The organism is Paenibacillus sp. F411 (assembly GCF_017582705.1).
Lineage (GTDB): Bacteria > Bacillota > Bacilli > Paenibacillales > Paenibacillaceae > Paenibacillus_AQ > Paenibacillus_AQ algicola.
Genome location: NZ_JAGFIP010000009.1, coordinates 139,821 through 164,420, shown reverse-complemented (window position 1 = coordinate 164,420; position 24,600 = coordinate 139,821). Strand labels below are relative to the sequence as shown.

Annotated in this window: 18 protein-coding genes; all 18 read right to left on the bottom strand. The window is 52.8% G+C overall.

From position 1 onward, the window contains the following. Positions 1 to 23: 23 nt before the first annotated feature. Positions 24 to 857, bottom strand: coding sequence for a carbohydrate ABC transporter permease (locus JJQ72_RS11510; protein WP_138227426.1), 834 nt, complete (start codon positions 855 to 857; stop codon positions 24 to 26). After that, entirely contained in the window at positions 857 to 1,699 is an 843-nt protein-coding gene (locus JJQ72_RS11505) for a carbohydrate ABC transporter permease (protein ID WP_138227427.1), read from the bottom strand. The genes JJQ72_RS11510 and JJQ72_RS11505 overlap by 1 nt, the downstream gene beginning before the upstream one ends. 90 nt (positions 1,700 to 1,789) lie before the next feature. Continuing rightward, positions 1,790 to 3,211: an ABC transporter substrate-binding protein gene (locus JJQ72_RS11500; protein WP_208203763.1), complete on the bottom strand. Its 1,422-nt coding sequence runs from the start codon at positions 3,209 to 3,211 to the stop codon at positions 1,790 to 1,792. A gap of 203 nt (positions 3,212 to 3,414) precedes the next feature. Then, positions 3,415 to 4,881: a protein adenylyltransferase SelO gene (locus JJQ72_RS11495; RefSeq protein WP_208203762.1), complete on the bottom strand. Its 1,467-nt coding sequence runs from the start codon at positions 4,879 to 4,881 to the stop codon at positions 3,415 to 3,417. Positions 4,882 to 5,097: 216 nt separating this feature from the next. After that, positions 5,098 to 6,522, bottom strand: a complete 1,425-nt coding sequence (locus tag JJQ72_RS11490; protein ID WP_208203761.1) for a glycosyltransferase family 2 protein — start codon at positions 6,520 to 6,522, stop codon at positions 5,098 to 5,100. Between the two features lie 39 nt (positions 6,523 to 6,561). Continuing rightward, entirely contained in the window at positions 6,562 to 7,608 is a 1,047-nt protein-coding gene (locus JJQ72_RS20760; protein ID WP_175415378.1) for a HEAT repeat domain-containing protein, read from the bottom strand. 36 nt (positions 7,609 to 7,644) lie between these two features. Further along, positions 7,645 to 10,698, bottom strand: coding sequence for a hypothetical protein (locus JJQ72_RS11480; RefSeq protein WP_208203760.1), 3,054 nt, complete (start codon positions 10,696 to 10,698; stop codon positions 7,645 to 7,647). 6 nt (positions 10,699 to 10,704) lie between these two features. After that, entirely contained in the window at positions 10,705 to 12,885 is a 2,181-nt protein-coding gene (locus JJQ72_RS11475) for a family 2 glycosyl transferase (protein ID WP_208203759.1), read from the bottom strand. Positions 12,886 to 13,003: 118 nt separating this feature from the next. Beyond that, complete coding sequence (locus JJQ72_RS11470) at positions 13,004 to 13,903, bottom strand: hypothetical protein (protein WP_208203758.1); 900 nt, start codon at positions 13,901 to 13,903, stop codon at positions 13,004 to 13,006. Positions 13,904 to 14,030: 127 nt separating this feature from the next. After that, the gene (locus JJQ72_RS11465) at positions 14,031 to 14,738 is read right to left on the bottom strand and encodes a response regulator (protein ID WP_208203757.1); all 708 of its coding nucleotides are present in this window, start codon (positions 14,736 to 14,738) and stop codon (positions 14,031 to 14,033) included. A gap of 17 nt (positions 14,739 to 14,755) precedes the next feature. After that, the gene (locus JJQ72_RS11460) at positions 14,756 to 16,273 is read right to left on the bottom strand and encodes a DUF4118 domain-containing protein (protein WP_208203756.1); all 1,518 of its coding nucleotides are present in this window, start codon (positions 16,271 to 16,273) and stop codon (positions 14,756 to 14,758) included. Between the two features lie 89 nt (positions 16,274 to 16,362). Further along, entirely contained in the window at positions 16,363 to 18,696 is a 2,334-nt protein-coding gene (locus tag JJQ72_RS11455) for a histidine kinase (protein ID WP_208203755.1), read from the bottom strand. Positions 18,697 to 18,756: 60 nt separating this feature from the next. Continuing rightward, positions 18,757 to 19,323 carry a potassium-transporting ATPase subunit KdpC gene (kdpC, locus tag JJQ72_RS11450; RefSeq protein ID WP_138227437.1) on the bottom strand — a complete coding sequence of 189 codons (567 nt, stop codon included), beginning with the start codon at positions 19,321 to 19,323 and terminating at the stop codon, positions 18,757 to 18,759. 14 nt (positions 19,324 to 19,337) lie between these two features. Then, positions 19,338 to 21,368 (bottom strand): potassium-transporting ATPase subunit KdpB, encoded by a 2,031-nt coding sequence (gene kdpB / locus JJQ72_RS11445; protein ID WP_208203754.1) that lies wholly within the window; start codon positions 21,366 to 21,368, stop codon positions 19,338 to 19,340. Positions 21,369 to 21,393: 25 nt separating this feature from the next. Continuing rightward, complete coding sequence (kdpA, locus tag JJQ72_RS11440) at positions 21,394 to 23,055, bottom strand: potassium-transporting ATPase subunit KdpA (RefSeq protein WP_208203753.1); 1,662 nt, start codon at positions 23,053 to 23,055, stop codon at positions 21,394 to 21,396. 29 nt (positions 23,056 to 23,084) lie between these two features. After that, positions 23,085 to 23,162: a K(+)-transporting ATPase subunit F gene (gene kdpF, locus JJQ72_RS20870; protein ID WP_407669175.1), complete on the bottom strand. Its 78-nt coding sequence runs from the start codon at positions 23,160 to 23,162 to the stop codon at positions 23,085 to 23,087. Between the two features lie 129 nt (positions 23,163 to 23,291). Further along, entirely contained in the window at positions 23,292 to 23,717 is a 426-nt protein-coding gene (locus JJQ72_RS11430) for a hypothetical protein (RefSeq protein ID WP_208203751.1), read from the bottom strand. A gap of 193 nt (positions 23,718 to 23,910) precedes the next feature. Then, entirely contained in the window at positions 23,911 to 24,522 is a 612-nt protein-coding gene (locus tag JJQ72_RS11425; protein WP_138227441.1) for a GntR family transcriptional regulator, read from the bottom strand. Positions 24,523 to 24,600: the final 78 nt, after the last annotated feature.

The window sequence follows — 24,600 nt, the reverse complement described above, 5'->3', positions numbered from 1 at the left end:
GGGCGGCCTGAAGGCCGCACCCTTTATCCCTTGACTGCCCCCGCCACAACGCCCTCAATAATATAGCGTTGACAGAACAGATAAAATATGACCACAGGCACAATAGCGAGCGTCAGCATCGCCATCATCGCACCCATATCAATCGAGCCATAGCCGCCGCGCAGGTACTGAATGGCGATTGGAATGGTTTTGTACTCTGTACCAATCACGAGATAGGGCAGCAAATAGTCGTTCCAGATCCACATCACATTCAGGATGGCGACCGTAATCGCGATCGGCTTCAGAATGGGAAACACAACCCGGAAGAACATCTGCCGCGGATTGCCGCCGTCCATCATCACGGCCTCTTCAATCTCTACAGGGATGGACTTGACGAACCCGGAGTACAGGAAGACAGACAGCCCCGCGCCAAAGCCTAAATAAATGATGACAATGCCGAGCGGATTGTCCAGGTGCAGCACATTGGCCACCTTGGTCATCGTGAACATTACCATCTGAAAGGGCACGATCATGGAGAAGACGAAAGCAAAATACAAGGATTTGGTGAACCCGGTCTTCACCCGTGTAATGTACCAGGCCGTCATGGACGTGAACCAGACAATGACGAGCACCGACAGCACCGTAATGAGCAGGGACATGCCGAACGCGTTCAGAAAGCCTGTTTTCTCCAGGCCGCTGATATAGTTTTCCAGACCGACGTAGGTGGTGCTGTCCGGCAGCTTGAACGGCGCATCACTGATGAAAAATTTTCCCTTAAAGGAGTTCATGAGCACAATCAGGATCGGGGACAGGAACACGGCCATCAGAACCAGAAACAGCACAAAGATCGTATTGTCGCGGACCGTTTCTCTTTGCATTACTGCTCAACCTCCCTTCTTCTGGTGATAGACAGCTGGATCATGGAGATCAGGGCCACGAGCACGAAGAACACGACAGCCTTCGCCTGCCCCACTCCTTCAAAGCCCGGCGTGCCGTAGAAGGTGTTGTAAATATCCAGGGCAAGCATTGCGGTCTCCTTGGAGGGAGCGCCTGCGGTCAGCGCAAGGTTCTGGTCAAACAGCTTCAGGGAATTGATCATCGTCAGGAACAGGCAGATGGTAATGGCCGGCATAATCATCGGAATGGTCACGTGCCGCACGGTTGCCCAGCGGTCTGCGCCTTCGATTTTGGCGACCTCGAACAGGTCCTTAGGGATGCTTTGGATGCCCGCGATGTAAATAACCATCATATACCCGATCATCTGCCAGCTCATGAGAATGACCAGTCCCCAGAAGCCGTACTTGGCGTCAAACGTCAGTGTCACCTCATAGCGGTACAGAATTCCGTTCAGAATCAGCTGCCAGATGTAGCCCAGCACGATGCCCCCGATCAGATTCGGCATGAAAAAAGCCGTCCGGAACAGATTCGTGCCCTTTCTGCCCCGTGTCAGCAGCAAGGCCAGCAGGAAGGCCAGCACATTGACCGTAATGATGGAGACGACGGTAAACTTGCTTGTAAACCAGAGTGCATTCTGAAAATCCGGATTGGCAAAGGCTTTGCCATAGTTGCTCAGCCCTACCCATGTCGCATCATTAACGGTCGTGAACTCGGTAAAGGACAGATAGATGCCCAGCGCGAAGGGAACCACGAACAGGGCAGCAAAGGCAAGCAGGGTCGGCAGGGTAAAGAACAAGACGTATCTTTTGATTGATTTCTCCATATCGACGCTCCGATCACATAGAATCCAAAAAGAGTAAAGAAGCGCCACTGCGCAGCATACTGTACGCAGTGGCCCGAAAAATTCACAGGGTTATTGGCTTGTTCTGGCCTTCTCGGCTTTCCAGCTTTCTGTTACCGTGCTGGCGACCTGCTCCCATGTTGCACTGCCCTGGGCATATTGCAGCAGCGCATCACCGAACTGGTTCTTGAACTCCTCGCTTGGGAAGGCGGCAAAGGTCCAGGCTACGGACGTTGTGCCTTCATCCATCCAGCGTGTCACTTCTTTTGCCAGTGGATCTGCAGGCTTCTCATCATCTCCGAAGGTGTTGAATGGTGCGATGAAGCCGAGCTCGTTCACGATATACTGCTTGCCTTTGTCACTGGAGAACAGCCACTCCAGGAATGCGATAGAAGCTTCCTGCTTCTCTTGGGATACCTTGCTGTTAATGGCGAAATAATTCTCGGTTCCGACAGCCAGACCCTGGTTCTCTTCGCCTTCTACGCCGGTATAGATCGGCATGAATTTGATATCCTCGGCTTTCACCGTGTTGCCGCCAACTTCGTTAATCTGGGACCATGCCCAGTTTCCGTTCTGTACCATGGCTGCCTGACCCAGCGCGAATTCTGCCATGGAATCAGCTACGGACTTGCTTCCGACCATCGTGCCTTTGCTGACAGAGTTGTTAATGTAGAGGTCAAAAATATTCTTGTAGTTGCTTCCATACTTGAACTCGATTTCCTTGGCATCAAGTCCGGCCAGCACGGTGCTGTCATAGCCGTCCATATCCTTGAACTCATAATACAGCGGCAGGTTCGCGAGGTGCGTCTGCCATCTCCATTGCTCGCCCGGAGCCATGGACGTGGAGGCGAATACGCCTTTGATGCCCAGGGCATCCTTTTTCGCGGTCATATCCTCAACCACCGCCTTCAGGGTGTCGAAGCTGTTGATTTCTGCGGCGGAAGAGATGCTGACGGCTTTGTCGGCCATCTCGAAATATTTCTTCATAATAGCGTCATTGTAGATGATGCCATAGCCTTCAACCACATAAGGGATGCCGTATACACCCTCTCCGCTCGTCACCGCAAGGCTTGGGTCAGACAGGAAGCTGTACAGCTTGGTGTCCTTCAGATCGCTGGCATAGTCCTTCCAGTTGTTATATCCGACCGGACCGTTAATCTGAAAAATCGTCGGAGGATCGGATTTGGCCACCTCGGACTTCAGCGTGGTTTCGTAGGTGCCGGCAGCAGCGGTCACCACTTTCACTTTAATGCCGGTCTCCGCTTCGTAATCCTTGGCAATCTTGTCATACACCTGTGCAATTTCCGGCTTGAAATTCAGGAAGTAGATTTCATCCACCTTCGCTGTCTGCTCCTCGGCCGGTGCCTTGCCGCTGTCCTTGTTCGGCTCTGTCGTGCCGGTGGAGCCGGTTTCGGTCCCGCCTCCGCATGCCGCCAGACCCATGGTCAGTGTCAGCCCGAGAATCAGGCTCATCCATTTTTTACTCTTTTTCACGTGTATGCCCCCTTTATAGGTATGGTTTAAAATGACTCCGTATAAGATTCCCGCTCCTTAGCGGCTCTATGGTTTAGTTATAGCATTACAGAATATCCCAGCGCATCGGAATATCCTCGCATGAACAAGGAACATTTTCGCCTGCTGCGCACAAAAAAAGAAGCGGACCGCAATGGTCTGCTTCTTTCTGGGGGGGATTATGTTTATGTCCCGCAATAGGTGCGGTAGGCGCGGCCGGTCGGCTCAGGGGGATCGCAGTAGGGCTGCTGCTGCGAAGAATAGATATAGGGATGGGACAACACCTCCAGCAGCCGCTTTATCACACTCAGATCGCCCTGTTCTGCTGCCTGTAACGCTTCCTCCACGCGGTGATTCCGCGGAATGACTGCCGGATTGCTGCCCCGCATCAAGCGCCAGGCCGCTTCCAGAGATTCCTCCTGCTGGCGCTGCCGTTTCTTCCACCGCTCCTGCCAGCGCTGAAACGCCTCGATCGCCTGCATCTCCGTGTCTTCTCCCAGAGTCAGGGCGCGGAAGGTGTTGGTAAAGTCAGCCCGGTGCTCAGCCATCAGATCCAGCAGGTCGGTTATGAGCTCCTGGTCGTCCTGATGTTCGTTAAACAGGCCCAGCTTGGCTCTCATGCCGTGCAGCCAGCTATCCTCAAACCAGACGCCAAACTTTGCAATTTCTTCTTCTGCGAGCTCCGCAGCCTTGTTCACATCCTCATGGATCAAGGGAAGCAGCGCTTCTGCCAGCCGCGCCAGATTCCAGGCTCCAATGTACGGCTGCTTGCCATAGGCATAGCGGCCCTGCGAATCAATGGAGCTGAACACGGTCGATGGATGGTAAGCATCCATAAAGGCACAGGGTCCGTAATCAATACTCTCTCCGCTCAGCGTCATATTGTCCGTATTCATCACGCCATGAATGAAGCCGACCAGCTGCCACTGCGAGATGAGTGAGGCTTGGCGGCGGATGACCTCCTGCAATAAAGAAAGATAAGACTGCTCTGCATCCTTTACATGAGGATAGTGCCGGGCAATCGTATAGTCTGCCAGGGTGCGTACATCCTCCGATGTTCCCCACTGCGCGGCATATTGAAAGGTTCCAACCCGGATATGGCTGGCCGCCACCCGGGTCAATACAGCCCCCGGCAGCGACAGCTCTCTTTGAATCTCTTGACCGGTAGCCGTCACGGCCAGACTTCTGGTCGTCGGGATGCCCAGGCCGTGCATCGCCTCACTGATGATATATTCCCGCAGCATGGGCCCCAAGGCTGCCCGCCCGTCTCCGCCCCGGGAGTAAGGTGTACGCCCCGATCCCTTCAGCTGTATATCATAGCGGCCTCCGGCTGGCGTAAGCTGTTCCCCGAGCAGCACTGCCCGTCCATCCCCCAGCATATTGAAATAGCCGAACTGATGCCCTGCATAGGCCTGAGCCAGAGGCTCCGCACCTTGAGGCAGCTCGTTTCCGGCCAGCACGGCCGCTCCTTCCGGGCTCTGAAGGCTGGAGGCATCCAGCCCCAGCGTCTCTGCCAGCTCACGATTAAACAGGATGATCTTCGGTGCCTTGACAGGCGCTGGCTCCTGTCTCGTGAACAGGAGGTCCGGCAGCCTGCTATAGCTGTTATCAAGCTTCCATCCGGCTGCTGCCGGCTGCTGTGATTGTGTCATGGCGTTCTAGGCTCCTTTGCGATCCTCGTATTGAAATTCCACAGTCGTTCTTACATGGAGTCATTTCTATGTGAATACACATCTATGCTCTATTATACCCGGAACAAGAGGAAAGATCGCAACGGCGGCCGGCGGGATCTGCGTCCTTCTGACCATCATCACGCCAGCAGCAGTAAAAAAAGGAGCCGCATGCGGCCCCTTCAGGTCTGTTCTCTGTTATCCTGCAGCGTTGTTTTTGCCAGAGGCAAACTCCTGACGCTTGATTTGTCCCCAGGCATGACGGGTTTTGCGGAAGCGGATAATGCCTTCTACGCGGTAAAGAATGGTCAGCTGCCGGAAGCCCAGGTTCTCGATAAATGCATAGCCAACCAGCTTCATCAGATCGCTGAAGCGCAAATATCTCCGGAAGGAGAATTGCTCCAGCAGGATGCTTCCCAGGGACAAGGTCGTGCCCAGCAGGAAAGCAATCATAAAGAACATCAGGAAGCTGCTGAATTCCAGCAGGCCGAATAAATAAGCTAATGGAATAAAGATATATCCCAGAAATTCAATAACAGGACCAATCAGCTCAAAAATCCAGTAGTATGGCAGCGTAATCAGACCGATTTTGCCGTATTTAGGATTAAGCATCATATGCTTATAGCTTAACAGGTTATCAAACAGGCCAATCTGCCATCTGCGGCGCTGTACCCGCAGGTCTTTAAGCGATTCCGGCGCCTGGGTCCAGCACACTGCATCCGCCAGAAACTTGATCTGATACGGCTGCTTGCGGTCCTTCATAAACTTGTGCAGCCTCATAATAATGTCCATATCTTCGCCGATCGACTTCAATTTATATCCGCCGCAATCAATGACTGCCTGCTTGTTAAAGGCCCCGAACGCCCCCGATATAATCAGAATGGAATCCAGCTTGCTCAGGCTGGTACGGCCCGTCAGAAAAGCTCTCAGGTACTCCACAATCTGAAGCCCGGCCACCTTGCTCTTGGGCAGCTTCATTTCCACGAGCTCCCCGTTGTGCAGCTTTGAGCCATTCGCAATGCGGACAATGCCGCCCAGGGCTACAGTATCGGGGCGCTCAACGAACATCATCGCCAGCTTGACCAGCGCGTCCTGATCCAGCACAGAATCGGCATCAATGCTTGCAAAAAACGGATACGCCGAAACATTAATCCCCGCATTCAGCGCGTCCGCCTTACCGCCGTTCAGCTTGTCCACCAGCACCAGCTTCTCATATTGCGGATTCCGGTAAATGCCGAGAATTTCTTGAGTTTCGAGACTTTTCTTATAGGGCTGCTTGACCTGTACCAGGCCAAACTCATCAATGATCCGGGCCATTGTGGCATCCTGCGAGCCATCATTGACAATCACGATTTCATACTCAAAATAGTTCAAGGCCAGCAGCGATTTAATGTTATCTACAATCGTCATTTCTTCGTTGTATGCAGGCACGAGTACGGAAATCGGCACCATATTCTTGGACTCGGTATACCGCTCATAATCCGAGGATTTCATTTTTTTCTTGTAGCTGGACAAATCCAGGACCGAAATAAACATTTGAAAATTATAAAACAAATTAATGCCGATCGTATAAATCATGCAGAATTCACTGAAATACAACAAGAACTTCCAGAAATAATACATTAGATCGCTACCAACTTTCCCTATTCGTCATGTTGATCGTTATACAGAGATCTCCATTACACCGATAACTGCTTCACGGGCAAACTGGTCCTCGCCGTTAATAATGCGCCGAACATACTCTTCTCCGTCCGGTGAAGCTGCAAGCGTCTTGGCGGCGTTATGCCGGACCCACCACTCAGGGTCGCCAGTCGCCTGGACCAGCGCCTGCAAGCTAGCGCGTGTCCTTGTACCCTCCAGGCTCTTGGCCGCCGCCGCTCGAACCTCCCAGGCCGGGTCCTCCAGCTGCCGGACAAGCTCCGGCTCTATGGAGGAATCCTTCCACCCGCCGAGAGCTCGGATACAAGCAATGCGCAGATTGATATTGCTGCTGTTCAGGTGCTCCAGATAATACTCCTCCAAGCCCTCCAGCTGTTCATCGGCCGCGGATTTAATGAGGATGCTCTTCAGATAATCATCACTCTGATCCAGCGTCAGCTTGAACAGGTCCCGCTTGGAGCCTTTAAACTCGGAGAGTACCTCCAGCAGGGTACGGAACGACAGGGACAGGGTAGAGGACTGCTTCACCAGCGTACCCGACAAGCGCTCCAGATCTCCCAGCTTGGCCAGGGCCAGCAGCACATGATACACCACATGATTGCTCTTGCTTGAAGACAGCCTCGACATCTCGTCTCCGAATGACTTCAGCCGCAGATCACCAATATACTGACAGGCGAGCGCCTGCAGATGCTCCTGATTCGAGTGCAGCCGCCGCTCCAAGAAATCTATAATACCGACCTTGTCGTAGAACGTATACAGCAGCTCCTGGTGCTTGTAGAGCTCGTCTTCCCCTCTGCGGGCAAGACAGGAGATCAGCAGCTCGTAGCGGAATGCCTTGCCGCGGAGCAGCCGGCTCCACTCGCCGGTTCGGATTCGTGACTCCCGTCCTTTGCCGTTAAGCAGCTCGTTCAGCTCTTGTTCAAAGACTGCACTCAGCTGCTGCTCCTTCTTCATTCGATGATGCGCGCTCATCCACATAAGAACAATGGCTATGAAAAAGACCATGACAAGCCCGGAAGATATCCACAGTAATATAAATGCTTCTCTCACTCCTACCGCCTCTCTCTCCGCTCCTCTTCAGCCGCTTCAGGGGCTGAATTCATCCTGGTATGCCTCACGAATCCATTCATAGCTGCTCTTGCTTCGAGCGGTGTATTGGGGCACGTCCCAAGTCTTCCAGGTGAACGTGCGGTATCCCTGTGAGGTGACACTTTCCGGAAATTGATATTCTACCTTACGTGTCTGCTTGTCCATGACCACCAGTGAAACTACCATGCCGTCCGTCATCTTGACGGAGATAGCCTCATCTGATCCCGGCACTCCCTGCTGCTGCTCGTCACTGATCACAAGCAGGCTGGAAGGATCGGTGAAATTGAGCCGGGCCCATGGAATTCTTACCTTTAAAGTGTTCTCCTGGAGGTTTAGATGCGTATCCCCTCGTTCAAAGCTGCCTGCTGTAAGGACAGACAGATCTTTGGCGCGAGCGGAAGCTCCCTGATCCGGGAGCGGTGATAGCCGCTCAAAGATGCCGTCTGTCGTAACCTTTGTAAAATAAGTGCCGCGGCTCTTGTTGTACGTAGGGATCACCAGCAGCTCAGCTTGATCCGGCTGCGGGATGACCAGCTTAAATTCAGTCCCTGACCAGTTTTCATTGACGTTTGGCTCCAGCATATACTCGCCTTTTTTGCGGTCGAACGTGTCGATATACATCATGAGCTGCTGCTTGTCCCAATCCGGCAGCTGCTTGAACTGTGCTTGAATGTGGAAATACGATTCATCCGCACCCATGCCTATAGAATCCAGCGGACCTGAGCCCTTCAGATTCAAGGTCAAAGGCACATTGCGATCCGATTCCATCGCCACAATGCCGTAATTTTGCGCGGGATCGTCCGTGTTATGCCACAACGCTCCCCGCTTCTTCGGAATCATGTACGGTGCAGTGTCCGGACTGCTGCTTCCCCATTCGTCTGCCCATTCGTAAACGAGTCCGCCCAGAGCTCCGCTATCCTGAATGCTCTGAATCATATCCGCCAGCTCCCGGCCCTGATCCTCTTCCGTGATGCCGTTCGTGGTCGGAATTCCAAATTCATTGACCAGGATGTGATAGCGGTCCTCTTCCTTCACCAAGTCATTCAGATAGCCTGCAAAGAAGTCTGCTTTGCCGTCTTCCTCAAGCTTGGATGGATAAATATTATAAGCACCAAACAGCTGTGCCTTGAATTGGGCTGTGGTGCCTATATGGTCCAGCTCCACCTGTCCGTCAGGCGTGGACGTAAGCCCGGCCTTACGGACATACACCGGATCCAGCTCCGGGTTTAGCACGACTGCCAATGGATGCTGCATGCCGTACTGCTGCAGCTCTACGCCTGCCAGCTTGTCCAGCATGGAAGCCAGCCAGGCTTCGACCGGCGTCGCTCCATCCGTTGAATACATGAAGTCACCTTCATAGGTGTAGCCGGCATGCGCTGTATTGGCAGCTGCTACCGAGCTCTTGCTCCATGCCGGCTCCAGCGTATAGGCAAGGACATAACCTGACACATCATTACTATAACGTTCTGTCTCGTTCGAACCCGAGCTTTCATGATTGCCATGCAGAGCATGTACCGTGTTCTCCATGATCTGCTGGAACGCACCCTGCTCCTCCTTACTTAAGACATCCTGCGGAGCCGGATCAGACGCAAGTGATATGTTCTGAATTAAATAGAGCGTCTGATCCGGATGGCTGACATTGAAATTATCCAGAGCCCGGTAGAAAACAGGCGGCATCAGGTCCTTCACGCGCAACGTATTGGCATTCATATCCGCCATTTGCTGAAACCACTCGGTATAAAAAGCAGCATCCTCCGGAAAAGTGCCCGGAGCGTAGCCAGGAATGCCTGAGCCTACATTAACGCCCTGGATGTGCCTCTTCTCCCATACTCCGTTTCGGTAGACCGAGAACTGGCCCTCCTCAATGGCGGAAACCAGCTTCACGCCGGAGGCTTCATCTGCCTTGACGACAAAGGACTGGGGCTCCTCCTGAGCCTCGATCTCCTCCATCACGTTAGTGATGAAGGGAACATAGAAGCGCCAGTAGAAGTAGCCCAAATCCCCTTCACTTTCAATGCTGAAGAGCTTGTACAAGGGTGCTGCCCCGATAAAGCCATGCAGCTTATCCGGACCTCTGTAATCCGAGAAGTCTCCTGCCATATACACTGAGCGCTGTTCCCCTTCGCGGCGGTCTACGATGGCGGGAAACGTTCCCTTCAGCCCGTAAGGCTCCAGCTGCTTCTTGCCCTCCTCCGTCAGGTCCAGGCTATACCAGGCGATCACATCCTCAGGAGCATCCGGCTCCACGATTTCGAACCAGTTATAGTAGTTCACTGCTTCCGTTTCGTATTTCCCGTTCAGGTCCTCATTCATCCCAACCTGCAGCGAGCTTCCCGTAAACCCGATATCCCGCTGCAGAATGACAATCTGGTCGTTGCCGGCGATCACGATGCCGGCGCCGCTCAGAGACCAGGCCTTGCCGTACTGCTTCTGATAAATGTTGCGGATCCAGTCCGGAACGTCGATCTCGGAGGATAAATCCGAGAAGAATTTGCCGGCCATCCCGGTAAAGGACACGCCGAACAAGCGGCCCAGCTCCTTGGATACCGCGTCACTCGTCGGCTCACCGGCAATATTATATTCGCCAAGCAGCGTGGTGCCTCTGGCGTAGCTGTTCGATACCCAAGCGATCTCGTCCCGGGTGAGACCGGATATTCCCGGCTCCTCTACTCCACTCTCTCTGGAGCCTCCGGTGCCGTAGGCATCCAGCAGATAGATCATGTCGGGCACGTTATTGATCTGCAGCGGCTTATGAACAAGCTTGCCATTGCTCAGGGCATTGCCGGAGTAATCCGTATCCATGCTGTAGGCCTTGCCGGTCTTGGGATTGTCAATCCGCTTATGATTCAGCACCCAGTACAGCCCGCGCTGTTTGCTATAATCCAGCTGTGGCTTGTCCTTGCTGTCCTGCAGAATCGGGAAGGTCTTGTTGACCACGACGACATCCAGCGCCTTGGCCGGTTTCAGCAGCCACCAGACAAAGGGCGTAAGAACTAGAATGACAAGCACTGCGAGCAGGATATAGCGAAGCTTGAAGGCTCTGTTCTTCATGTCTTCCTACTCCTTTACCGTGGACAGGCCCTTAAAGCCTTCCTGCAAAATATAATAGGACGGCTTCAGCCTCTCATGGTAGCTAGGTCGCTCCCAATCCTCCCAGGTATAGCGGGACATCGGCACGTTCGAGGGGGCATTCTCATCAGGCTGCATAATGCCAATGTGAAAGCTGTCTGTCTTTAATGAAGCGATGGTTCCACGTGCATGCATGTCATCCATGATCATTTTGCGCGAAGGGTCCATCACATTGAGGAGCTGCCATGGAATACGGATCTCCAGCTGGCCGTCCTGGTAATAGAAATCGCTCAATGAGTTATACTCCGGATGCTCCGGATTGCTGATGCCGTACAGCAGCTTCCCCGTCTCATAGCCGGTAAACGGAATAACTTCTCCGCTTGTCGGAATCTTGATCTGCTTGTTCAGCGCAAGGAAGATGGGATTGAACAGGCCCGAGTTCTTGGTATGATATTCAGCCTGTCTTTCTAACAGATCCGTCAGCACCGCATAGCGGAAATAATAATTGTCATAATAGGCATCGACAAGCAGGCGCGAGTTGTCCGGCCCCTGAATCTGCAGCACAAAATCCGCGGCCTCGCTGAAGGATACCTTCATATCCTTCATCCCGTCATTGCCCTGCCCCGATATCGTGTCCATCGGCAGCAGCAGCGTATCCTGCTCAAAATTATAATTCTCGGCTTCCACCCTAAAATACATATAAGCTTCATCACTCCGGACGTACAGCTTCAGCCGCTCATCCTCGTAAAAAGGCTTCTCCCCCTGCCACTCCATCGCATTTCCGTCTACCTCCACCAGATTGCCCGGGCTGCCCGGGTCAAACGCCAGCAGGCCGAAATGCTGCTCGTTGGTCTGCGTGTTGCTCCAGAACGGACGGGAGTCCGGCAAATCCAGATCATTGTTATTCCAGGTTCGCTTGAACCATTCATCCTGCCAGGCAAATACAATGCCTCCGGCGAGACCTGCATCATGAATATCGGTCATCATGTGCATAATCATATCGCCCTGGGTCTTTTCATCAATAAAGCCCTGGTTAAAGCCGGTCACCCTGTTCTCATGAGCCTTACCGCGGGAGGCTGGAATGCCGAACTCGGAGATGACAATCGGAATGCTGTGCACCTGCTTCAGGTCCTCCAGATAAGCACGGTAGGGGTTGGCTTGTCCCCGCTCATCCATATATTCAATGTATTCCTTCTGAAAACTAAAGGTGTCCGGGTAGTATGGATACACGTGATACGATGCAAACATCCCCGTCTCATAGGATTCCTTGGTCTTGATATGCTCGACATTAACCTCTACCAAATCCTCGTTCGGATAAGGCTCGCTTGAATGCGTCAGCGGATCGGTAGTAACCCAGTTGGAAAAGGCCACCGGACGCTGCATTCCATACTTCTCCTGCTCATAGGCCATAATGCCGTCGCCCATCTCGGCCAGGAAAATTTCAAACGGAGAGGCATTCTCTGTAAAAAGGTGCTTGCCCTCAAATTGGTCACGTGCTGTATTATTTTCATCTGTGCCCACTACAAAAGCCGGCTCCCATTCGATCCCCAGGATCCAGCCGATCACATAGCTTGATACATCCGATGTATACGTTCCATCTGCATGCCCCTTGTTCGGAGCCAGATAGCGGTCACCGTGTAAAATATCTACGATTTCCTTCCCGCTGCGGATCACATCATTCACAATTTTGTCTTCTTCGCCAAACGCATCCTCAATCGTCAGGATGTCATTCTCATCTACCCACACCCCGTGAATGAGGTACAGGGGATCCTTGCCGGCAGCCTCATTGCTCTGGTTAAAATCGAGCAGCGCATTGTAGAACTGTGGTCTGAGCGTGGTGTACACACGAATCGTATTGGCATTCATGTCTGATATGTATTGAAACCAGCGAAGATATTCCTCATAGGTAATCGCCAGCTCACCCGGGAAGGCGCCCGGCTTGCCGGCCCCAATATTGACACCCTTGACGAAAAACGGCTCCCAGCCCGTATTTGTGCGCACATGAAAAGAACCGTTTTCCACTTTGCTGACATAGGGAAACCGGATCTTTTCGGGTCGATCATCGGTTGTGACATCTGAATTTCTCTCAGGTATAAGGACAACGGCAGTCACAAGCCCTGCCAGAAAAATAGACAAGATCAGTAATATATATCTAGCTTTCGACTTCATAAGACACCTCCTACCACATCTTATAGGTAGTAGGACTCAGGTGTCAATATGCGAAGATGTGAATAAGTATGCCAAAACATCATTTAATACCAGATTGACAAACTTTTTCTGAAAACAACTACTTCATTTCCATCCAGCTTTCATAGTGATGAATCGCGATCCCGTGGAAGGCAGGATCCTTCTTATATTTCTGGTAAACCTGCTCCAGCTGTCCATACATATATTCCTTGCCATCTCCATAAAAGGTCACGAAGTCGTTCCCCTCCGGCAGCTTGCCGGTCTCGACGGCAATCACGCCCTGTACCCCATACTTGCGAAACAGCTTCATCTCTGCCGCAGCGACTCCTGCAACGCCATCATTCAGGAAGGCCGTATCCCGATAAGCCATAATTGTAATATGCTTCACATGGCCGCAAACCCATTCTGCGACATTGCCCTTGCCATATTGATTGTTATATGGAATGCCATACAGCCAGAACGGAATATCAATCTCGAACACGAGATCATGCTGGTCCGTATAGTCCTTAAAGGTCAGCATCATCGTCTGGTAGTTTGTCCACAGCATGTTCTTCTTCTGCTCGTACTTGTCATGGCCGTAAGGCTCCACGTCCAGGTGAATGCCTTTGAACTTTTCTTCCGGAGCGGCCTGGTTCTGATATGTCGTCAGCCATGACAAAAAAGCCTGCTGCAGCTTGGGACCATTCCGGTCCGCCCAATACGGACTGCCGTCAAGAGCATGGACTGCAATGCCGGCCGCATGAGCCTTGCGGATAAATCGCTGATACACCTCCAGCTGAATATCAGTCTGAATCTGAAGCTGGAGCACATCCACATGGTGACTGACCAGATTGGAGATCACGGTCTCCTGTTGCTCTTCCTCTACAATGGTGGCCGTATCCCACAGCCAGGTTGAGATCGTCGTCGACTGGTCAAATCGGGAGGCTGCCTCCGCCCCGGTCAGCCCAAACCATGCGGTCATCGCAAGGGAGAACTTCAAGATAATACTTAATCTGCGCATGTCTGTTCACCATTTTCCTTAAATTGTGTGTTCTACTCTAATATCGTCTATGTCTAGCCTCTGCATTAGACCTGGCTATCATTATAGTTTATGCCTCTAGCATGTGATGTGCTTGTTTAAGAGCCTGCTAGTCACTATGCTTTTTTTCCATAAACCGATATCCGATGCCCGGTTCAGTAACAATGTACTGAGGCCGGGTAGAGTCCTGCTCCAGCTTCTTTCGGAGATGGCCGACATAAATGCGCAGATAATGACTTTCCGCTTCATAATGATGCTTGCCCCACACCTGCTGCAGCAGCTGCCGCTGCGTCATGACTCTTCCTGCATTCAAAGCCAACACTTTAAGAAGATCGTATTCTGTGGGCGTAAGCTTGATTCTTTTTCCCCCCAGCTCGACATGTCGATGTGCCAAATCCAGGGTCAAGCCCTCAAACTGCAGCACCGGCTCCTGAGCGGTCCTTGCTGCATGGCGCAGGGCGACGCGAATGCGTGCTATAAGCTCCCCCATGCCAAAGGGCTTTGTAACGTAATCATCTGCTCCTCCGTTCAGCATTTCAATCTTCGTTTCTTCCCGCTCCTTCGCTGTCAGCACGATAATCGGAACCGTTGTCCACTCTCGCAGCCGTTCCATCACTTCCAATCCACTCAGATCAGGCAGACCCAAATCCAGCAGAATGAGATCAGGAAGGCAGGTCGAAGCCTTCTCCAGGCCTTGAATGCCCGTCTCCGCTTGAACAACCTCGTATTCGTGAGCCTGCAGCGCCACGTTTAACAGCCTTCGAATCTGCAGCTCATCATCAATAATCAGCACTCTGGCTCCTTGCCCGGTACTCATCAAGCTTCACTCCTGGTTTATGGTACGAGGGGCACCGCCGTGCAGCGGTCATGAACCGGAAGGCGAACGGTCACGGTAAGTCCTTGTTGATCGTTCGTCTCGGCCTTAATGCTCCCCCCGTGAAGATCAATAATTCCTTTGCAAATAGCCAGGCCAAGCCCCGTTCCCGGTACATTTTGGCTATGCTTGGCACGGTAAAACTTATCAAAAATCCTCTCCTGGTCGGATTTATCAACCCCGATCCCTTCATCAGCAATCCTGATATTCATACAGCCCTGCTCCAAGCGAACGTCTACAGTCACTAGGCTGTAATCGTGGGAATATTTGAAGCTGTTGCTCAAAATGTTGACCAGCACCAGCTCCAGCAGTCCCTGGTCCCCGCGAAGCCATCCCAAATCCGGCTGAAGCCTAATGTGCAGCATCCGGTTCCGCTGAAGCTCCTTCACCTGATGCTGCACCACGCCGACAATATCTTCGATGTCGCACCAGCTTTGCCTCAGCTGTAGCATGCCGCTTTCGAGCTGTACCATCCCTAGAAGATTGGAGACCAAGCGGTTCATACGCCTCGCCCCTTCTTCAACCGTGCTCAGGAGCTCTAAGCGGTCGCTGGAAGAGAAGATGCGCTCCCCCTCAATGAGAGCCGTCACAGAGCCGGTAATGGTCGCCAGCGGAGTCCGAAGCTCATGGGAGACCGAGTCCAGGATGGCGTTACGGAGCTTCTCTGACTCTGCTGTCAGCTGGGCAAGCTTGGCCTCCTCGCTTAGCCGGATTCTGGCCATGGTGTTGGCCGCCAAGCCTGCCAGTGCCTCCAGCAGCGGCCGTGCATCTTCCGCCAGCTTTTTCCCTTTCAAGTTCACCGCCATGACGCCGAAGATGCTGTCCTCGGAAGAAATCGGCAGAAACAGACCGGATGCCTCCGGTAAAGTCTCCGCGCCCCGGCCTGCTGTCGTTCTATGCGTGAACACCCACTCTGCAAGGACGGCTTCTTTCTCCGTAACCTCCCAGCGGGAGAAGCCCGGCGCCTGAACGACCCGCTCCAGTCCTCGCCCTTCATGGACTAGGTAAAAGGCAGTTTCACATTCCACATGCCGTGCAATCTGTGCCGATAAGCTGGCCAACAGAGACGGAATCTCTGTCAGCTGGCCCATCTCCTTACTAAGTGCCAATAACAGGGCCGTTTGTGCTTCTCTTCTTTTGGCGTACTGCAGCTGCTGCTTTAACCGGTCTGCCAGGCTGGCTGTTAATCCGGCCACCGCAAGAAAAATAACAAACGAAATCAAATACCGCAGATCCTCCACGGTGACACTCAGCACCGGCGGCACGAAGAAAACGTCAAAAGCCAGGACGCTCAGAGCCGCCGCATACAAAGAAGGTCCCTTGCCCGCATAAACAGCGCTCAAGAGGACCGGTAATAAATAGATCAGGGCAATATTGACCAGATCAAAGGAAAATCCAAGCATCCATAGCAAGAAAGTAAGACTGGCCACCAGCAAAGTGACGCAGGCATATGCACCTGCTGTTTTTCGATAACTCATATCATTCCCACCTCGAACCAGCGTCAGCAACATCATATACATTTTATGTCAATATGGCAATCTTTTCGATACGGTGCGCCCATCAAATGCTAGTTCATGATTCTTTGATGAATTCCAGCCGTCTGCAGAACGACCAGAATATCCAGATGTCGTGCATGTTTCAAGAGCGGCTTGACCAGACTTCGCGACAGCACGCCGGATCCTCCTGATCCGGGGGTACGCCCAATGACAATTTGAGTGCAGCAGCAGGCGCGGGCCTGATATAACAGCTCCCGAACAGCTTCACGGCGATGTTTCGCTTGCAGCACCTCAAACCTGCCACCAAGACGCTCGGAAAGCTCCTCCAGCTTCAGGCAGCGCTGCTTCTGCTCTGCCGTAAGCTCTTGCGTGGTAACCAGCAAGACGCGCCAGCTGGCTTTCAGCCGAAAGGCAATACGGAAGCCGTGACGAATCAGCCGTTCTGCGTGCTCATTCGGGGTCAGCACGACCAGAATAGCTTCTTGCCCCCGCCAGGGCCCCCTCAGGGAATAGCCCTCTTCCCAGGCCTCCAGCCGTTCATCTACATCATCCGCCAGCTCCCGGAGGGCCAACTCTCGCAGTGCAATCAGATTGCCCATTTTGAAAAAATGCTGCAGCGCTTGCTCTACCTTGTCCATAGCGTATACTTTGCCTTCTCGTATCCGCTGACGCAGGGCGTCCGGTGCTACATCCACCAGCTGAACCTCATCGGCGAGCTGAAGCAAGCCATCAGGCACCGTTTCCCGCACCTTGACACCCGTCAGATGCTCCACTCGGTCTTGAAGACTCTCAAGGTGCTGTACATTCATTGTAGAAATGACCGAAATGCCTGCGTTCAGAATATCCTGAATATCCTGATATCTCTTTTGGTTGCTGCTTCCCGGTACGTTGCTGTGTGCCAGCTCATCAATCAACACGACCTCGGGATTGCACTCCAAGATAGCCGATACATCGAGCTCCTCCAGCAGAGCCCCGCGGTAAGCGATGACCTTTCGTGGGAGGACCGGCAGGCGTCCGACTTGATCCGCCGTCTCCTGTCGTCCATGGGTCTCCAAGAATCCCACCACGACCTTAATGCCTTTCTCACTCCACAAATTTCCTTCCTTCAGCATGGTGTACGTTTTGCCTACACCTGGGGCGGCACCGATATAAACCTTAAATTTTCCCCGCGTAATCTGATGAATGCGCTCTTGGATTTCAAGTCCGCTAAGACGCCGGTAGGAGTGATGAGCAGGTGCAGTCACGCTGGGAGCTGGCAGAATCCGCTCTCCGTAGTTCTCTGCTGTATCCGCCATAAAGTACAGATCTGCATATTGAAGCCGGTCCAGCAGTGCATGAACCACTGAACCCCTGATCAGCTCCTGCCAGGTGCTTTGCCGGGAATGCCCCAGTACAATTCGGGTCACCCCATGCTTATGCGCATAATCAACGAGAGCCCTTGCAATCTGTCTCCTTGAAGGCAGCTGAAGCTCCTCAAAGCCCGCTTGTAATTTATGCACCAGCTTCAGCAGCGAGCTTTTGAACGTTTCCTGGTCAGGGGTGAGCGGCTTCTGAGCATGTACAAATGTAACCACGGACAAACGGCCATTCAGCCGCTTTGATATTTGCTGCGCCCGCCGTATATAGATCGATCCGTTCCAGTGATACTGTATAGATACCAAAATATGCTCCGAGGCTCCGGAAGGTCCCCCAAGCCCCTGCTCCTTCCTGTGCTCTACCAGCCGTTCGTTAACCTCTTCCGCTACCAGCCGCAGTGCCAGCTCTCTCAGCTTGGCTAAGTGGCCGGGCTCATGCCAGGCGGCTTCAGGGTGCTCCGTCACAAGGGTGCCGTCGGCCAGGCGAGCCAGAATGGTCTCCGGGGTGACATCAATCAGACGAAGCTCATCCGCCATGTCCAGAATGCGGCTGGATACGGTTTGCCGAATTACCATGCCCGTAAGCTGCTGCGCCCATTGTGCATAACCATGAAGCTCGAATACATTTACGGTTGTAATGACACTAATGCCCTGGCTCAGCAGCTCCTCGATCTCCTGAAGGCGTGTAGGGAGCAAGGCCTGAGGACGGTTCTGATGAGCTAGCTCATCAATTAACACGACCTCTGGACGGCGCTTCCGGATGGCTTCAAGATCCAGATCCTTCTGAAGAGTTCCATTCCGCATCCAGGCAATGCCCTCAATCTGCTCCAGCTCACCGAGCTGCTCCATCGTTTCCTGATGGCGCAGGCTGGTGGCTGTACAGAAGACAACGTCAATGCCTTGTTTCAGCAGAGTATGTCCTTCCAGCAGCATCTGATAGGTTTTGCCTGCCCCACGAAAAGGACCGATCACGAGTTTCAGTCTTCCTTTATGCAAGGCCTGAATGGATTGCAGAATTTCTTCCGGTGATTTCCTGCGGAAGGCTTCCATATCAAGTCACCTACTCTACTATCAAAAATAAACCCGTTCAGACCGACCACGATGGCAGGCTTAATTCAGCTCCTGCATCGCCAGATTGAGCAAAGTCACATTCACAACCGGCTCACCCAAAAATCCAAGCTGACGACCCGAAGTGTGCTCCCGGATCAGCTGATAAAGCACCGAGTCCGACAGGCCTCTGAGCTCGCTGATGCGGGGCACCTGAGCCCGCGCGGCTTCGGGATGAATATGAGGGTCCAGGCCGGAGGCCGAGTTCGTCATCAGCTCCTGGGGCAGGCCGCTCTCCCCTGCGTCCGGGTTACTCTTCCTCCATTCCAGAGAAAGCTCTTGCATCCGGCGGTGCAGCTCCGGATGAGAAGGCGCATAGTTGGGGCTTCCCGAGCCCTCAGCAGCGTATTCTATAGAAGACAGTCGTCCCTGGAACCAGGATGGGTCCGTGAAGCTTTGACCAATTAACTCTGATCCGATTGCGGTTCCCTGCGGATTATAAATAAGACTGCCGTCCGCTTGCTTCGCCATCATCGTCTGTGCAATCACAGTAACCGCGACGTTATAGACGAGGCCGCATAACAGCATAAGGGACAGACTCAGACGGATACTGGACAATACCATTTTCATAGCGTTCTCCTCTCTCATATCCATAATGAGATGATTTCGTCAATCAGTTTGATCCCGATAAAAGGCACCACAACCCCGCCCAGGCCATAGATAATCAAGTTGCGCCGCAACAGCCGGGAGGATGACACCGGCTTGTAAGCTACGCCCTTCATGGCGAGCGGAATTAACAGCGGTATGATCACGGCGTTGAAGATCAGCGCGGATAAAATCGCCGTTTGCGGCGAGCCCAGCCTCATCACATTCAACAACTCGAGCTCAGGGATCGCGATCATGAACATAGCGGGAATGATTGCAAAATATTTAGCGATATCGTTCGCAATACTAAACGTAGTCAGCGCTCCTCGGGTCATCAGCAGCTGCTTGCCAATCGCAATGACCTCGATCAGCTTGGAGGGGTCCGAATCCAAGTCGATCATGTTGGCTGCCTCCTTCGCGGCCACCGTCCCGCTGTTCATGGCAATGCCTACATCTGCCTGAGCTAATGCCGGCGCATCATTGGTGCCATCACCGGTCATCGCCACAAGCTTGCCCTCCGATTGCTCCTTGCGGATGACTAATATTTTGTCCTCCGGCCGGCACTCTGCGATAAAGTCATCTACCCCAGCCTCCAATGCAATCGTTGCTGCCGTCACGGGGTTATCGCCTGTACACATGATGGTCTTGATCCCAAGGCGGCGCATCTGCTCAAACCGCTCCCTCATCCCTGGCTTAACAGTATCTTTCAAATGAATAAGTCCGTATATGGTTTGATCCACTGCCACCGCCAAGGGCGTTCCACCTGCGCGAGCCACTTTTTCTGCTTTAAGCTCCAGCTCTTGGGGCACAAGCCCGCCTTGAGAAAGAACCCACCGCTTGATGCTTTGTACAGAGCCTTTTCGAATGCTGCGGCCATCCGCCAGATGGACGCCGCTCATTGCAGTCTCCGCGCTGAACGGAATCCACTCCGCTTCCTTGTAAGCCGTCATATCCAGAGCTATGCCTTGTGTATCCAGCAGCGCTAGTACCGAGCGCCCCTCCGGGGTATCATCCATGAAGGAGCAGATGCCTGCCCATCGTGCCAGAGACTGCTCATCACTGTCCCCCACGGGAATCCACTCGCTGGCCATCCGGTTACCGTACGTAATTGTGCCGGTCTTATCCAGAATAACCGTTTGAATATCACCGGATGCTTCAACCGCCTTGCCGGAAGTGGCAATCACATTAAACTGGGTGACACGGTCCATACCGGCGATCCCGATGGCAGACAGGAGCCCCCCGATCGTGGTAGGGATAAGGCAAACCAGCAAGGCGATCAGAATCGGCACCTCCAGCCGGATATCTACATAAGACGCGATCCAGGGGATCGTAATGACCACCATCAGGAACACCAGCGTCAGGCTGGTCAGTACTGTGTTTAGTGCAATTTCATTAGGTGTTTTTTGTCTTTTAGCCCCTTCCACCAATAGAATCATCCGATCGAGAAAAGACTCTCCGGGGTCAGCGGTCATCATGATCTTGATCTGATCACTCACTACTCGTGTTCCGCCAGTCACCGAGCTGAAGTCGCCCCCGGATTCCTTAATGACCGGCGCGGATTCTCCAGTAATGGCTGATTCGTCCACGGAGGCCAGTCCCTCGATGACTTCACCATCTCCCGGAATCCACTCTCCCTGAGAGACAATCACGATATCTCCTTTTCGCAGCTCTGACGAATGCACCTGTTGAATCGCGCCGCTGCTGCTTATTTTGCGGGCCAGAAGATCCTGCTTGGTCTTCTTTAAGGCGTCTGCCTGAGCCCGCCCCCGCCCCTCCGCTAAAGCCTCCGAGAAATTAGCAAACAGCAGTGTGCTTAGCAGAATAAGCGCTACAGCCAGGTTAAACCCCCGGGATGTGGTTCCTCCGAATACATCCGGGGCGATCACGAGGATCAAGGTAATCAGCAAGCCGATTTCCACGACAAACATGACCGGGTTACGGATCATAACGGCTGGATTCAACTTAATCATGGATTCTTTCAAGGCGTTGCGCAGCAGAGGCGCTTTGGTGTTAAAGGTCTCATTTTTCATTCGGATGTCCTCCAGACAATCATGGTTAAAGCGTTAAATACTCTGCGATGGGACCCAGTACGAGAACCGGAAAAAAGGTCAAAGCTCCTACTACCAGGACGGTTCCCAACAAAATAACCATAAACCCTCGGCTGTCTGTACGGAGAGTGCCCGAGGTTTCCTGAATTCTTGCTTTGGAGGCCAGCGAACCGGCGACCGCCAGCAGCGTAATCATTGACAAGAACCGGCCAAGGTACATCACCGCTGCTGTCGACATATTCCAGAAGAGATTATTATCCGCAAGCCCCTCAAAGCCGGAGCCGTTATTTGCTGCAGACGAGGCATACTCGTAAAGCACTTGTGTAATGCCATGAAATCCGGGATTGGATATCGTTTCCGGCACTGCCGCCAGTGCTGCCGCAGTGGGGATGAGAATAAGCACAGGATGAATCAGCAAGGTGACCGCGAGCAGCTTCATTTCACGCGCTTCAATCTTTTTACCAAGAAACTCCGGGGTACGCCCGATCATTAAGCCGCACAAAAAAACGCCTACAATGACATACATCAATACGTTCATCAGCCCGGCACCTGCACCGCCAAAGACCGTATTCAGGAGCATAGCAGACAGAGCAGCCATCCCCCCCAGCGGGGTTAGGGTATCATGCATCGTGTTGACTGCACCCGTTTCCGAGGCCGTCGTAACGACAGCGTACAGTGTGGATTGGGCAATGCCGAACCGGGCTTCTTTGCCTTCCATACTTCCGGCCTGCTGAAAGCCATAGCTGTCGAACACCGGGTTACCCTGACTTTCCGCAGCCAGGGCACCACCCAGCAGCAGCAGAAACAGCAGGCCCATCGACATGAACAGAATCCTTCCCTGCTTGATGCTGCCTACCATGATTCCATAAGTGAAGGGCAGTGCTGTACCGATAAATAGCATAAGAATAATCTGAAGAGCGTTGCTAAGCGCATTCGGATTCTCGAACGGATGCGCTGAATTTACTCCGAAAAAGCCGCCGCCATTATTGCCCAGCTCTTTAATAGAAAGAAAAGATCCGACCGGCCCTCTGGCAATATGCTGCACTCCTCCCTCCAAGGTCTGAACGACCGCAGGCGGATCGAGCGTCTGAGGAACCCCCAGCGCAACAAAGATGAGGGAGAACAGAAACGACACGGGCAGCAGAATCCGGGTAATAGAGCGAACCAGATCAGAGAAGAAATGCCCTAGAGGCAGACCCGCCAGCCCCCGAATAAAAGCGATGGATACAGATAATGCCGTAGCCGGTGCGGTAAACATCATAAAGACAATCCCAACCATCTGGGAAAAATAAGATAAGCCGCTCTCCCCGCTGTAATGCTGCAAATTCGTATTTGTCATAAAGCTGATCGCTGTATTGAAAGCCAGCGCCGGTTCCATGTTGGGGATCCCTGCAGGATTCAGCGGCAAATACTGCTGCAAGCGGAACAGTGTATACACCATCAGGATCATGACCAAATTACTGACTAGCACAGACCCGGCATACTGCTTCCAGGTCTGGTTGCTGTGCTTCACTCCGCCCAGACTCAGCAGGGGACGCTCAATCCAGCGAAACCAGCGGTCCAGCCGAGACGGAGCATCATTAAAAACAGAAGCCATATAGTGCCCGGCCGGCTGAGCCAACAGCAGCACAAGGCCCAGCGTGATACCCATGCTTAGCAATGCAAACATATTTTCAGCTCCATTTCTTCAGATCCTGCCTAGAATTTCTCGGGTGAAATCAGCGCATATACCAGGTATACGGCCACCAAGAAAGTGACAATGCCCAGAAGCCACATCACGAGGTCCAGCTCCCTTCCTCTGTTGTTCTCTTCGCCCAACTCAGCAGTCCCCACACCAGCGTAAACAATAGCAGCAGACATAGCACCATCATGATATCCAGCATCTAAGCTTCCTCCCGATTTCATTTAGCGGACAGCATCCAGCAAAAAGGATACGTCCCCGCTCTGACTGTAAATGACATAATCCGCACCCAGCTGACTGTAAAGAGTACGGTAGCGGCAATGCTCCGTAATCACATAAATCGAATTCCCGGTCCAGCCTTTAATGGACTGCAGGTAGCTGCAGATCATGGGCAGAGAATTCTCGAAGAGAAACACGCTGCCGATAGGCGTTGGGGGATAGGCGGGAAATGGATCGGCGGCGTTCACAGAAATCAGCAGCCGTTCATGTTCTGCCATGGATGCCAAGCCTGCCCATTCCTCCGGGCCTCCGTTCAGCAAAGCCACGGGGATATGATGCTCTGCTAACGTCTGTACGAATGCCAGCCCGGCTCGTGTATGAGCGGATACGAGCGTAAATACAGCTTCCCCCTCTGTTCTCACATCCCGCATCTGATTGTTCTCCTTTCCAGTCCCAGCTATATGGATAGTGCCCTGCAAGCGGATGACCTTGTTGTCCTCCATGGCTTGCTGAGGTCATCATAATACGGATCTCCATAAACAAAGGGTAAAGATCTGCGTTAAAGCTGTAAAAAAAACATAAAAAAGCGCCCTCCCGCAAATATAGAGGACGCTTCAGATACAGCTATTTCAATAAATGAATGCAAAACTCAAGATCCGACTGCAAATGCTCCTTCATCAGCCGCTCCGCCAGGTCGCCGTCATGGGACGAGATCGCCTCGCAGATCTGCTCATGCTCATCAATGAGGAAGGGGCGCTTGTGGTACACGACCGTTTTGCGGAACAGGTAAATGATTGACTGCATTCTTGCAATCGTATCAATCATGAACGGGTTATGTGTAGCCTGGACAATAATATCGTGAAAGCGCGCGTTCGCCGTCATAATCTCCTCCGGGCTTCCATGGCGTCCGATATCGACGCAGCTGCGAAGCTCCACCAGCTCCTCTTCGCCCAGAAATTGAGCGGCACTGCGCGCGGCAAAGCCTTCCAACAATATGCGGACCTGAAACAGGTTGCGCAGATCCGTTTCCGTGGGATTCACCACTCTTTTCTGCTGAATCAGGCCCTCCTGCTCCAGCTTGCGGATGGATTCGCGCACGGGGGTGCGGCTGACCCCGATCTCTTCAGCCAGCTTTTCTTCAATCAGCTTGGTGCCTCGCGGCAGCTCGCCGTTCAGAATCTGGTCCCGGATCGTTTCGTAGGCTTTGATAAACGCTACAGATGACTTCTTGATCATATGCCTTGTCGTCTCCTAAATCTTATATTCTTTAATTGTCAATTCTGACGAACCTGCTTCATTGAACTTGAACTTCAT

Excerpts from the sequence above, each read along its gene's own strand:
- JJQ72_RS11475 (WP_208203759.1), bottom strand. The coding sequence starts at position 12,885 with ATGAAGTCGAAAGCTAGATATATATTACTGATCTTGTCTATTTTTCTG.
- JJQ72_RS11480 (WP_208203760.1), bottom strand. The coding sequence starts at position 10,698 with ATGAAGAACAGAGCCTTCAAGCTTCGCTATATCCTGCTCGCAGTGCTT.
- JJQ72_RS11455 (WP_208203755.1), bottom strand. The coding sequence starts at position 18,696 with ATGGAAGCCTTCCGCAGGAAATCACCGGAAGAAATTCTGCAATCCATT.
- kdpF (WP_407669175.1), bottom strand. The coding sequence starts at position 23,162 with ATGTGGCTTCTGGGCATTGTCACTTTCTTGGTGGCCGTATACCTGGTA.
- JJQ72_RS11470 (WP_208203758.1), bottom strand. The coding sequence starts at position 13,903 with ATGCGCAGATTAAGTATTATCTTGAAGTTCTCCCTTGCGATGACCGCA.
- JJQ72_RS11425 (WP_138227441.1), bottom strand. The coding sequence starts at position 24,522 with ATGATCAAGAAGTCATCTGTAGCGTTTATCAAAGCCTACGAAACGATC.
- JJQ72_RS11460 (WP_208203756.1), bottom strand. The coding sequence starts at position 16,273 with ATGAGTTATCGAAAAACAGCAGGTGCATATGCCTGCGTCACTTTGCTG.
- kdpA (WP_208203753.1), bottom strand. The coding sequence starts at position 23,055 with ATGTTTGCATTGCTAAGCATGGGTATCACGCTGGGCCTTGTGCTGCTG.
- kdpC (WP_138227437.1), bottom strand. The coding sequence starts at position 19,323 with ATGAAAATGGTATTGTCCAGTATCCGTCTGAGTCTGTCCCTTATGCTG.
- JJQ72_RS11490 (WP_208203761.1), bottom strand. The coding sequence starts at position 6,522 with ATGTATTATTTCTGGAAGTTCTTGTTGTATTTCAGTGAATTCTGCATG.
- JJQ72_RS11465 (WP_208203757.1), bottom strand. The coding sequence starts at position 14,738 with ATGAGTACCGGGCAAGGAGCCAGAGTGCTGATTATTGATGATGAGCTG.
- JJQ72_RS11495 (WP_208203762.1), bottom strand. The coding sequence starts at position 4,881 with ATGACACAATCACAGCAGCCGGCAGCAGCCGGATGGAAGCTTGATAAC.
- JJQ72_RS11430 (WP_208203751.1), bottom strand. The coding sequence starts at position 23,717 with ATGCGGGATGTGAGAACAGAGGGGGAAGCTGTATTTACGCTCGTATCC.
- JJQ72_RS11510 (WP_138227426.1), bottom strand. The coding sequence starts at position 857 with ATGCAAAGAGAAACGGTCCGCGACAATACGATCTTTGTGCTGTTTCTG.
- kdpB (WP_208203754.1), bottom strand. The coding sequence starts at position 21,368 with ATGAAAAATGAGACCTTTAACACCAAAGCGCCTCTGCTGCGCAACGCC.
- JJQ72_RS11505 (WP_138227427.1), bottom strand. The coding sequence starts at position 1,699 with ATGGAGAAATCAATCAAAAGATACGTCTTGTTCTTTACCCTGCCGACC.